The organism is Streptomyces sp. NPDC002125, from assembly GCF_053593715.1.
This window is the reverse complement of sequence record NZ_JBSFDD010000002.1, coordinates 513,427-525,036: the sequence shown is the minus strand read 5'-3', so window position 1 is coordinate 525,036 and position 11,610 is coordinate 513,427. Positions and strand designations below refer to the sequence as shown.

Below are 11,610 nucleotides of genomic sequence, written 5' to 3'. Positions count from 1 at the left end.
CGCGAGCGAACGGAGAGCCTTCCTCATGACCACCACCCCCGCAGTGGACAGCTTCCAGACCGGCTTCGCCATCCGCCCCGGCCTCCTGGTGGAGGCCTCCGACGCCCCCGGCGTCCGGGCCGCCGTGCGGGAGGCCGGGGCGCGCGGCCTCCCGGTGCGCGTCCACGCGACCGGGCACGGGCTGCCCGGCCCGGTCGAGGGCGGGGTGCTGGTCTCCACCCGCCTGATGGACCAGGTGGAGATCGATCCGCTCACCCGCACCGCGCGCATCGGGGCGGGCGCCACCTGGGGCGGGGTGATCGCCGCGGCGGCCCCGCACGGACTCGCCCCGCTGAACGGCTCGTCCCCCGGGGTCGGCGCCGTCTCGTACACCCTGGGCGGCGGACTGGGCATCCTGGCCCGGGAGTTCGGTTACGCCGCCGACCACGTCCGCTCGCTGGACGTGGTCACCGCCGACGGCGTGCTGCGCCATGTGACCCCCGGGACCGAGCCGGACCTCTTCTGGGGTCTGCGGGGCGGCGGCCACCGGCTGGGCGTCGTGACGGCGCTGGAGACCGGGCTGGTGGAGGTGGCGCGGCTGTACGGTGGCTCGCTGGCCTTCGACGGGGACAGGGCCCCGGAGGTGCTGCGGCGCTATCTGGAGTGGACCCGTACGGTGCCCGGGACCTGCACCTCCTCCGTGGCGGCCCTGCGCTACCCGGACATGCCGCAGCTGCCCGGGACGCTGCGGGGGCGGTACGTGGTCTCGGTGCGGGTCGCGTACACCGGCGGGGCCGCGGACGGCGAGGCGCTGGTGGCGCCGCTGCGCGCGATCGGGCCCGCACTCTCGGACTCGCTGCGGGAGATGCCGTACACCGAGAGCCACACCATCCACAGCGACCCGCCGTTCCCGCACGCCTACTACGGCGAGGGCCTGATGCTCCGCGACCTGGACGCCGGCACCGCCGGGCGGGTGCTGGAGCTGACCGGGCCGAAGGCCCCGATGATGACGGTGGTCCAGCTCAACCACCTGGGCGGCGCCCTGGCCGCCCCTCCCGCGCACGGGAACGCGGTGCCCCACCGGAACGCCGGTTTCCTGCTGCGGCTGCTGTCACCGCTGGACGGTACGGACGTGACGGCGGTGCGGGCGCTGTACGCGGAGGTGGCCGGGGCGGCGGCGCCACGGGTCCTGGGCCGGTCGCTGAACTTCTCCTTCGGCGGAGGGGACCGCGCCCGGACGTACCACGGCCCCGGGACGCACGAGAGGCTCGCCGGTCTGGTGTCGCGGTACGACCCGGCGAGCCTCTTCGGTGGCGCCTACGGCGCCCGGTGAGCGGGGGTGCCCACTCGCTGTCAGCCGCGGCGCCCGACGAGCTTCCAGGAGGCCGGCAGCGCGCCCATGGCCAGCGCCGCCTTGACGGCGTCGCCGATCAGGAACGGCACCAGGCCGGCCGCGACGGCGGCGCTCATCGACATGCCGGTGGAGAGCGCCAGGTAGGGCACGCCGACCGCGTAGATGATCAGGGAGCCGACCGCCATCGTGCCCGCGGTGCGCAGCACCGACCGGTCACCGCCCCGGCGGGCCAGGCCGCCGACGACCGTGGCGGCGAGCAGCATGCCGAGGACGTAGCCGAAGGAAGCGCCGCCCGGGCCCGAGGTGCCCTCGGAGAACCACGGCATGCCGGCCATGCCGACGAGCGCGTACAGGGCGAGGGAGAGGAAGCCGCGGCGGGCACCGAGCGCGGTGCCGATGAGCAGCGCGGCGAAGGTCTGGCCGGTGACGGGGACCGGGGAGCCCGGGACGGGCACGGCGATCTGTGCCGCGATGCCGGTGAGGGCGGCGCCGCCGACGACCAGCGCCGTGTCCACGGCGTAGCGGTGCCGGGCTGCGGGCAGCAGGTCGGCGAGGACCGCTCCGGAACGGACGGGGGCGGCAGCAGTACTCATCGGGGACTCCGCAGGTGAGGTCGGCAGGCAGGACTGGGGGTGACGTTAGCCGACACCCTGTCGCCGGATCACCATCAGCCGCCCACAAAGCGGCGGTTGAGGGTCTAGTTGGGTTCGGACAAAGAGCGTTGCGCAATCACGTGCGGGCGTGATGCTGGTCACTGAGGTGAGGGTGTGCCAGGACCTCCGTTGGGGAAGGGCCGCCGTGCCGTGAGACTGTAGGTTCCCCATAAATGATCCGAGAGTGATCCGCAGCTCATGCACGACGCGCCCCCCACGCACTCCCCCGTACCGTCCGAGCCCCTGGCCCACGGCCTGAAGCAGCGCCATCTGACGATGCTCGGCCTGGGCGGGGTGATCGGCGCAGGTCTCTTCGTCGGGTCGGGCGCCGGGATCGCCGTCGCCGGGCCCGCCGTCGTCGTCTCGTACCTGATCGCGGGAACGCTCGCGATGCTGGTGATGCGGATGCTCGGCGAGATGTCGGCCGCGATGCCCGCGTCCGGGTCCTTCTCCGTGCACGCGGAGCGCGCGCTCGGCCGCTGGGCCGGTTTCAGCGTGGGCTGGCTCTACTGGTTCCTGCTGGTGGTGGTGCTCGCCGTGGAGGCGACGGCCGCCGCGCAGATCGCCCACGGCTGGGTGCCCGCGGTGGACCAGTGGCTCTGGGTGCTGCTGTTCATGGTGGTGTTCACCGTGGCCAATCTGACGGCCGTGAAGAACTTCGGCGAGTTCGAGTTCTGGTTCGCCGCGCTCAAGGTCGTCGCGATCGTGGCCTTCCTGGTGCTCGGGCTGCTGGCCGTCCTCGGGGTCCTCCCGGACACCGCCCCGGTGGGGCTGACGAACCTGACCGGCCAGGGCGGCTTCCTGCCCAACGGCTGGGACGGGGTGGCCTCCGGCGTGCTCACGGTGGTGTTCGCCTTCGGCGGGCTGGAGGTCGTGACGATCGCCGCGGCCGAGACCGACGATCCCGCGCGTGCCGTGGGACGTGCGGTGCGCAGCGCGCTGGTGCGCATCCTCTTCTTCTACGTCGGCTCGATGCTGGTCATCGTGACCGTGCTGCCATGGACCGCGCAGCAGGCCGGACTCAGCCCGTATGTGAAGGTCCTGGACTCGATCGGGGTGCCGTCGGCCGGGCAGATCATGAACATCGTGGTGTTCGTGGCGCTGCTCTCGGCGCTCAACGCCAATCTGTACGGCTCGTCCCGCATGGTCTTCTCGCTGGCCGAGCGCGGCGAGGCGCCGCGCGGGCTGCTGAAGGTGTCGGGCGGCGGGAGCGGCGGCGGGGTGCCCAGGCGGGCGGTGCTGGCCTCGGTGGCGTTCGGTTTCGTCTCCGTGCTGCTCAATCTGAAGTGGCCGGACACCGTCTTCCTCTACATGCTCAACTCGGTCGGCGCGGTCCTGCTGTTCGTCTGGGGCCTGATCGCCGCCTCGCAGCTGCGGCTGCGGCGCCGGCTGGAGCGGGAGGCGCCGGGCGCGCTGACGCTGCGGATGTGGTGCTTCCCGTATCTGACCTGGGTGACCCTGGCCGGTCTGCTGGCCGTCCTGCTGCTGATGCTGACCGACGACGCGGCGCGTGGGCAGGTGCTCTGGTCGGCGGCGGCGACCGGGCTCGTGCTGCTCGTGGCGGCCGTACGGGAGATCCGCGCGAAGCGGTAGGTGTCCGGGCGGCGGGGTAGGCGGGTGAGCACCTTGTGTGAGCCTCGTGACCGTATAGCGGACGGATGTTCCCTCTGATCGGTGCGCGTGGCCAGACTGTGGACGACCTCTGTCCCGACCAGTGAACTGAGCCTGTCCATGTCCCGGACCTCCGCGCCGCCCCCCACGGACGCAGCAGCCCCCACCGTCGACTCCGCGCTCACCCACGGCCTCAAACAGCGCCACCTGTCGATGATCGCCCTGGGCGGGGTGATCGGAGCGGGTCTCTTCGTCGGCTCGGGCGCGGGCATCGCCGCCGCCGGCCCCTCGATCGTCGTCGCCTACGGCGTCTCCGGGCTGCTGGTCATGTTCGTGATGCGGATGCTCGGCGAGATGTCGGCCGCCAATCCCGCCTCGGGCTCCTTCTCCGTCCACGCGGAGCGGGCGATCGGACCGTGGGCCGGGTTCACCGCGGGCTGGGCGTTCTGGGTGCTGCTCTGTGTGGCCGTCGGGCTGGAGGGCATCGGCGCCGCGCAGATCGTCACGGGCTGGCTGCCGGGCACGCCGGAGTGGGCCTGGGTGGCCCTGTTCATGGTGATCTTCCTCGGTACGAACCTCGCCGCCGTGAAGAACTTCGGCGAGTTCGAGTTCTGGTTCGCCGCGCTCAAGGTCATCGCGATCACGCTCTTCCTGGTGCTCGGCCTGCTCGCGATCCTGGGCGTGCTGCCCGGCACGGACGCCCCCGGCACGTCGAACCTCACCGGCGACGGCGGCTTCATGCCGAACGGCTCCGAGGGCCTCATCATCGGTCTGCTCGCCTCGGTCTTCGCCTACGGCGGTCTGGAGACCGTCACCATCGCGGCGGCCGAGTCCGAGAACCCGGTGCAGGGTGTCGCCAAGGCGGTGCGTACGGCGATGTGGCGCATCGCCGTCTTCTACATCGGCTCGATGGCGGTCATCGTGACCCTGGTGCCGTGGGACGCCCCGGAGGTCGCCGAGGTGGGGCCGTTCTACGCGATGCTCGACCACATCGGCATCAGCGGCGCCGCCGAGATCATGAACGTGGTCATCTTCGTCGCCCTGCTCTCCGCGATGAACGCCAACATCTACGGCGCCTCGCGCATGGCCTGCTCCCTCGTCGCCCGGGGCCAGGGCCCCAAGGTGCTCGGCAGGGTCTCCTCGGGCGTCCCGCGCAACGCGGTGCTCGTCTCCTCGGTCTTCGGCTTCCTCTGCGTGCTGCTCAGCTACTGGCGCCCCGACGACGTCTTCCCCTGGCTCCTCAACATGATCGGCGCGGTCATCCTGGTCGTCTGGATCTTCATCGCCGTCTCGCAGCTGATCCTGCGCAGGCGGACGGAGCGTGAGGCCCCGGACCGTCTCGTCGTCCGGATGTGGTTCTTCCCGGTCCTGACGATCGTGGCGCTGGCGGCCATGGCCGGCATCTTCGTCCTGATGCTGCGCCAGCCCGACACCCGCGACCAGCTCCTGGCGACGGGCCTGCTGACCGTCGTGCTGATCGCGATCGGCGTCGTACGGCAGAAGCGGGCGGAGCGCGGAGCCCCGGCCGGGGGGTGAGCGGGGCCCCGCCTCAGCCCGGCTGGGCGCGCAGGAGCACCTCGGCCGCCTCGGTGCGGAAGTAGAGGACCGAGCGCCCCGCCCTCCGGCGCCCGGCCAGCCCGGCGTCGAGCAGGACCTTCAGATGCCGGCCCACCGACCCCAGGCCCTGGCCGGTGAGTTCCACCAGCTCCGTGGTGCTCCTGGGGCGGTCCAGCCGTACGAGGACACCGGCCCGCGCGGACCCGAGCAGCCTGCCGAGGCTGTCGGGGACGGCGGGCCGGTCCGCGTCCGACAGGGTCCCCGAGCAGGAGTGGACGATGGCGTAGCGCTGCTCTTCCGCGTCCCAGGAGACCCAGCCCTGCCGAGGGGTGACGGGGACGAACACCAGCCGTACGGCGTCGAGTTCGCGCGGCGGGTAGGCGCGCGGGTTGACCTGGAGCCGGCTTCCGCCCAGCCAGCGCATGCCCGGGTTCATGCTCTCCAGCGCGGCGGCCCATCCGCCCTGGCTCAGCTGTCCCGCGCGGGCCACGATGTCGGCGTCGATGATCCGTCGGCGGCGCGGCCAGTCGGGGCGCACGATGCGCTGCCACACCCACTCCAGCAGGTCCGCCGCCTTCTGCGGCAGGTCGGGGCGGTGGAGCACCGCGGGGAGCGGCCCGCCCCTGGAGACCTCCAGGTCGGCGCGGGCGTCACCGGGCGGTGTCCCGCGCACCAGGGCCAGATCCTGGGCGAACGTGGTCCCGCCGGTGGGTGTGGGGGTGAGGAAGTCCGCGTTCCACTGGCCGCCCAGGCCGGTCCGTACGAGCTGCGCGGTGACCGGGTCGTCCGCGAGTAGCGCGCGGTAGGCGGGCCGGTGGGCGTCGAACCACGCGCGCTCGGCCGGGTGCGCGGGCACGCCGCACTCCAGCGCCTGGAGCGTCGCCGTGGTCTCGGACAGCTCCGACACGACGAAGCGCCCGGCGGCCAGGGTGTCCGCGCCGACCTGCCACCAGCCCATGGTTTCGCCTCCGCGCGAAAGAGTAACGGCCTCGCGGGCGGGCCTCCGAGACTCCCGGGCATGCTCACCTACCGGGACGTCTTCCGTGTGCCCCAGTTCGGCCCCCTCTTCGCGACGAGCGCCCTTCAGAGCGCCGCCTCGACGACGAGCCAGCTGGCCCTGGGCGTGCTCGTGTTCGCCAGGACCGGTTCGCCGCTGCTCTCCGCGCTCTCCATGTTCGGCTCCTCGCTGGCGCAGCTGGTCGGCGCGACCCTGCTGATGTCGGCCGCCGACCGGCTCCCACCGCGCGGGGCGCTGGGCGGGGCGGCCCTCGCCTTCGGCGCGGGGACCGCCGTGCTCGCCGTCCCCGGCCTGCCCCTGCCCCTGGTGTTCGCCGTCGTCCTGGGCGAGGGCGTCCTCGCGGCCGTGATCGGCGGCGTACGGTACGGCCTTCTCCACGAGGTGCTGCCCAAGGAGGGCTTCCTGCTGGGGCGTTCGGTGCTGAGCATGTGCGCGGGCACCATGCAGATCTGCGGCTACGCGGCCGGAGGCGTCCTGGTGGCCGTGGCGTCCCCGCGCGGGACGCTGCTCGTCGCGGCGGCCCTGTACGTCGCCGGGGCCGCCGCCGCCCGGTTCGGGCTCGCGCGGCGTCCGCCCCGGGCGGCCGGCCGGCCGTCGGTGGCCGCGACCTGGCGGACCAACGCGCTGCTGTGGTCCTCGGCTCCCCGGCGGCGCGTGTACCTCCTGCTCTGGGTGCCCAACGGGCTGGTCGTCGGCTGTGAGTCGCTGTTCGTGCCCTACCGGCCGGACCGGGCGGGGCTGCTCTTCGCCTGCGCGGCACTGGGGATGCTCGCCGGGGACACGGTGACGGGACGGTTCGTGCCGGCGCGGTGGCGAGGGCGGCTGGGCACGCCGCTGCTCCTGCTGCTCGCCACGCCCTATCTGCTGTTCGCCCTCCGCCCCGCGCTGCCCCTCGCCCTGCTCCTGACCGCCCTCGCCTCCACCGGCTTCTCGGCGAGTCTGCTGTTCCAGGAGCGCCTGATGGCGCTGACCCCGGACGCGATGACGGGCCATGCCCTCGGCCTGCACGCCTCCGGGATGCTCGCGGCCCAGGGCGTGACGGCGACCCTCGCGGGGGCCCTGGCCCAGCACAGCTCGCCGTCCACGGCGATCGCGGTGATGGCCGCCGCGTCGGTCGCGGTGACGCTGACGGTGGCTCCGGCGCCGCGGGCGCGCGACGGAATCAGGACCAGGACCAATGGTTGATCACTTCCGGGCCCTTCCTCCTGCTAGCCTGCAATTGCGAAAGACATGCAATAACAACCAGCCAGCAGTTGGAGGGTTCGAACCCATGGCCACGTACACGCTCCCGGAACTCCCGTACGACTACGCGGCGCTCGAACCGGTCATCAACCCGCAGATCATCGAGCTCCACCACGACAAGCACCACGCGGCGTACGTCAAGGGTGCGAACGACACCCTGGAGCAGCTGGAAGAGGCCCGTGACAAGGAGGCGTGGGGCGCGATCAACGGCCTCCAGAAGAACCTCGCCTTCCACCTGTCCGGCCACATCCTGCACTCGATCTACTGGCACAACATGACCGGCGACGGCGGCGGCGAGCCCCTCGCGGCGGACGGGGTGGGCGACCTGGCGGACGCGATCGCCGAGTCCTTCGGTTCGTACGCCGGCTTCAAGTCGCAGCTGACGAAGGCCGCCGCCACCACGCAGGGCTCCGGCTGGGGCGTCCTCGCCTACGAGCCGGTCAGCGGCAGGCTGATCGTCGAGCAGGTCTACGACCACCAGGGCAACGTGGGCCAGGGCTCCGTGCCGATCCTGGTGTTCGACGCCTGGGAGCACGCCTTCTACCTGCAGTACAAGAACCAGAAGGTGGACTTCATCGAGGCCATGTGGCGCGTCGTCAACTGGCAGGACGTGGCGAAGCGCTACGCCGCCGCCAAGGAGCGCGCCGACGTCCTCCTGCTGGCCCCCTGACGCACCTGAGACGTCCTGCCTCGTGATCGTCTTCTCAACCTTCACCCGGCAGGCGGATGAACGGAGAACCCCCGCGAGGACCTGACTCGCGGGGGTTCTCCCATGGGCGGGGGTGTGCCGGGCCGTCAGCGGCCGTAGACCCCGATCTCGTTGAGCGAGTACCGGTTGTCCGTGCCCCGCTGAGTGGCGTACACGCGCACGTACCGGGCCGTTGTCGGGGTGAACGCGCGGTTCTCCACGCCCCCGCGTCCCGCCGTCGTGGTGTGCACGGTGCGCCAGGTCGCGTTGTCCGCCGAGACCTCGATCCGGTACTGGACGGCGTACTGGTCGGACCAGTTCAGCGCGACCCTGCCCACCTGGCGCGAGGAGCCGAGGTCGACGGTGATCCATGCGGTGGAGACCGTTTTCGACGCCCAGCGCGTCGACACGTCACCGTCGACCGCCTTCTTCGGCGGGTACGAGACGACCACCGCGTCCTGGTAGTCCGACGCGGTGACGGCCGCCCCGGTGGCCAGGTTGGTCAGATCGTCCGTGCGCCGGGCCGGGAACTCCACCACCTGCTGGTACGTCGGCCGGTTCTGCCAGGCGACGCGGGGCACGGTGATACCGCCCATCGCGCGGTGCACGATCGAGTCGGCGCACACCTGGTCGCCCGCGGTGGAGCAGGACTTGTCCGCCGGGTAGACCTGTGCGGCCGGAACGGCCGCGGCCGTGGTGAGGGTGGAGAGCAGGACCTGCCTGCACGCGGCGAGGGCGCCCGATCCGCAGAAGGTGGTGTTGAGCGGGCTGCCGACGCTCCGGCCGAGCACCGATCTGAGGTCCTTGTCGACATAGGCCCACCAGCCGTGCTGGAAGGCCGAGCCCTTGTGCGCCTCGCCCGCCGCGATGCCCGAACCGGTGGACCCGGTGCCGTTCTGGCCGCCGGACGGCGATTCGTTGATCGGGGCGACCGCGGTCAGCGCCTGGTAGAGGTCCGTGCCCAGCCCCGGTGTGAAGACGCCCTCCACCAGCAGCGGCCACCAGGCGTCCAGGACGCGGATCGCTTCGGCGTGCGCGTAGGTGCCGGACCCCTTGGCGGTCTCCCGCCGGTGCCCGCCGGCCGCCTCCCAGGCGCGCAGCTTCTCCACGGTGGCGGACAGGGCCGGGTCGGTCACCGCGGCGGAGCCGATGACGTCCAGGACGGTGGGCAGCACCTGTTCGGCCCGCAGGTCGACGGTGGCCGCGTCCTCCATGGCCCTGACGAGCGCGGTGCGGGTGACGCCGCCCGCGTCGACCAGGGCGGAGACCCGGTCGTCGAGGATGTCGGCGCGGTGCACGGAGCCGTTGCCCCACGCGGAGGCGAAGCCGTCGGCCTGCTTGTTGTTCCAGCTGATGTAGTAGTCCTGGTCCACGGACTGCGGGTGCTGGGCGGGCGGTGTGACGGCCGAGGTGTTGAGCGCGGGGTCCCAGTCCTTCCACTCGTACGCCGTCGAGGCCAGGATCGGCTTGTCGGGGTCGGTGTTCACGGCGCGGACGGGGTTGGCCCCGGAGTTGTAGTACGCCGTGTGGTCGGCGTCCACGTAGAACCAGTTGAAGGTGTAGCCGATGTTCTGCGCGGCCTTCTGGAAGGTCTGCGCGGAGGTGATCTTCCCGGGGTCGTTGAACTGCTGGAAGCCGATCACCGAGTCGAGGTCGTGGTGGTAGGTCGAGCGCAGCGCGGTGAAGGCGACCGGCTTGCCGCCGACCTTGCCCGTGTGGGTGACCAGTCCGTACGCCGTCCGCTCGGTGACGAGGTCGTAGGACCCGGCCTTGGTGGCGTCGGCGGTCGTCGGGGACCAGCTGTTCTTCTTGGTCAGCGTCTCGAACGGGGTGCAGACGCCGCGCAGCAGGTAGTTCTTCGACGCGGTCGTGGGCGTGGCGCCGGAGGGCTCGCAGAGCTCGACGGCGAAGGTGTCGGTGATGTCCTGGTTGGCCGAGGTGGGGCTCCAGGAGTAGTCGAGGCCGCGGCCTATCTCGACGTAGAAGCTCAGGCCGGGGAAGGAGGCGCCGCGCGAGCGGAGCCCCGGTCCGTCGAGCTCCTGGACCATGAGCAACTGGGGTGCGTAGTAGCCGGTCTGGGGACCGTAGACGGCCACGGGGTGGCCGGACGCGGTGTGTTCGCCCGAGACCACCAGGGCGTTGGACATGCCCTTCTTCGCGGTGATCAGGTCGGCGGGCAGGATGCCCTCGGCGGTGGCCCCGGCCGTGGAGGCCTTCGTCGCGGAGACCACGGAGGCCGCGGAGGCCGTCGCGGCGCCCGTCCCCGTGCCGTTGCGCGCGTGCTGGAACGCGGCGACCGAGCCGCCGTCCGGCACGGCCACCCCGACCGGGGACGCCGGGGAGTTGGCGTACGGGTAGGTCCCGCTGTGCTGGGTCGTCGTGGCCTCGCTGTCGGTCTGCGCGCGCCACGCCTTGTACGCGGCCTTGCCGGCGGCGGCCCCGTAGTGCTGCTGGAAGGCGAGTTCGGCGAGGGCGTTCTCGACCTCGCCGCCGCCTCCGCCGCCGAAGATGGCGCCGATGACGGAGGAGATAGCGACGACGTCGGTGGCGGTGAAGTCCTGGATGGAGGAGCCGTGGCCGGTCAGCTCGTACTCACCGGGGTAGGTGGCGGCGCCGACGGTGTCGTCGATGAAGGCGTTGATGCCCGACACGTAGTCCTGGATGTCCTGGTAGGCCTGGGCACCCTCCGCGCCCGAGGCGCGGACCCGCTCCAGCTGGGCCTTCAGGTCGTTCTCGGTGTACGGGGCGACCGCCCAGAGGCTCTGCTCCAGGGTGCGGTTGCCCGCCGCGCCGCCCGCGAAGGACGACAGCTCACCGCGTCCGACGTGGCGCAGTACGTCGATCAGCCACAGGCGGTCCTGGCCGGCCGCGTAACCGGCGCCGAACTCCGTGCCCGAGCGGGTGGTGCCCTTGATGTGCGGGGTGCCGGTGGCCTTGTCGCGGGTGATGGTGACGTCGGAGCGCGGTGACACCGTGCTCTCCACCTGGCCGGGGGCCACTCCGAACGAGGCGTCGTTGAAGTAGGCCGCGAGCTGGTCCTCGGTGAGGCCGGAGTAGTTGTGCAGCAGGTTGTCGTACGGCTCGATCTGGTCCGCCGAGTGCTTGGGGCGGGTGCCGACGGTCTGGTGCAGCAGGATTCCCGCGAGGGTCGCGTGGCCGTTCTGGCCCGCCGGGAGGATGTCCTGGCACTGGCCCAGGCACGGGTCGCCGGCGGTCGGTACGGGGTCGACGCCCGCCGCGGCCTCGGCGGGGACGGCCGTGGCGAGGGGGGCGAGCAGCGTCGCCGCGGCGAGCGCGGAGAGCAGCGCGGTGCGGAGTCTCGCGCGGCGCCGTGGCGGCGGGGGAACGGGGGCAGGGGTCACCGGAACCTCTTCGGGAAGGAACGGGGGCGCGGGGGGCGCCGGAACAGTAACCGTGCCCGGCCGCCCCCGGACAGAGCGGCGGCCGGTCTTCCTCAGGACTGCAACAGCCCGTTCACGCAAGGCAGTTGATGTCCTGTTCCGTCATG

General features: G+C 72.2%; 8 protein-coding genes. 5 read left to right on the top strand and 3 right to left on the bottom strand.

Annotated elements, in window-relative coordinates; all coding sequences use genetic code 11:
• Positions 1 to 25: 25 nt before the first annotated feature.
• Positions 26 to 1,312, top strand: coding sequence for an FAD-binding oxidoreductase (locus tag ACWCQM_RS05385; RefSeq protein WP_450914022.1), 1,287 nt, complete (start codon positions 26 to 28; stop codon positions 1,310 to 1,312).
• 20 nt (positions 1,313 to 1,332) lie between these two features.
• Here ACWCQM_RS05385 and ACWCQM_RS05380 read toward each other — a convergent pair whose 3' ends face one another.
• Complete coding sequence (locus ACWCQM_RS05380) at positions 1,333 to 1,926, bottom strand: biotin transporter BioY (protein ID WP_450914021.1); 594 nt, start codon at positions 1,924 to 1,926, stop codon at positions 1,333 to 1,335.
• 258 nt (positions 1,927 to 2,184) lie between these two features.
• On the opposite strand from ACWCQM_RS05380, the gene ACWCQM_RS05375 reads away from it, so the two are divergent.
• Positions 2,185 to 3,579 carry an amino acid permease gene (locus tag ACWCQM_RS05375; RefSeq protein WP_450914020.1) on the top strand — a complete coding sequence of 465 codons (1,395 nt, stop codon included), beginning with the start codon at positions 2,185 to 2,187 and terminating at the stop codon, positions 3,577 to 3,579.
• A gap of 138 nt (positions 3,580 to 3,717) precedes the next feature.
• Positions 3,718 to 5,133, top strand: a complete 1,416-nt coding sequence (locus tag ACWCQM_RS05370) for an amino acid permease (protein WP_450914019.1) — start codon at positions 3,718 to 3,720, stop codon at positions 5,131 to 5,133.
• Between the two features lie 13 nt (positions 5,134 to 5,146).
• Here the strand turns inward: ACWCQM_RS05370 and ACWCQM_RS05365 are convergent, their stop codons facing one another.
• Positions 5,147 to 6,112, bottom strand: coding sequence for an ArsR/SmtB family transcription factor (locus tag ACWCQM_RS05365; RefSeq protein ID WP_450914018.1), 966 nt, complete (start codon positions 6,110 to 6,112; stop codon positions 5,147 to 5,149).
• A gap of 60 nt (positions 6,113 to 6,172) precedes the next feature.
• Between ACWCQM_RS05365 and ACWCQM_RS05360 the strand changes: the two genes are divergently transcribed.
• Both ACWCQM_RS05360 and ACWCQM_RS05355 read left to right on the top strand, forming a co-directional pair.
• Entirely contained in the window at positions 6,173 to 7,357 is a 1,185-nt protein-coding gene (locus ACWCQM_RS05360; RefSeq protein ID WP_450914017.1) for an MFS transporter, read from the top strand.
• An 85-nt stretch (positions 7,358 to 7,442) separates the two neighbouring features.
• Positions 7,443 to 8,084 (top strand): superoxide dismutase, encoded by a 642-nt coding sequence (locus ACWCQM_RS05355; protein ID WP_099172586.1) that lies wholly within the window; start codon positions 7,443 to 7,445, stop codon positions 8,082 to 8,084.
• A gap of 125 nt (positions 8,085 to 8,209) precedes the next feature.
• On the opposite strand, the gene ACWCQM_RS05350 is transcribed toward ACWCQM_RS05355, so the two are convergent.
• Positions 8,210 to 11,464, bottom strand: coding sequence for a penicillin acylase family protein (locus tag ACWCQM_RS05350; protein WP_450914016.1), 3,255 nt, complete (start codon positions 11,462 to 11,464; stop codon positions 8,210 to 8,212).
• Positions 11,465 to 11,610: the final 146 nt, after the last annotated feature.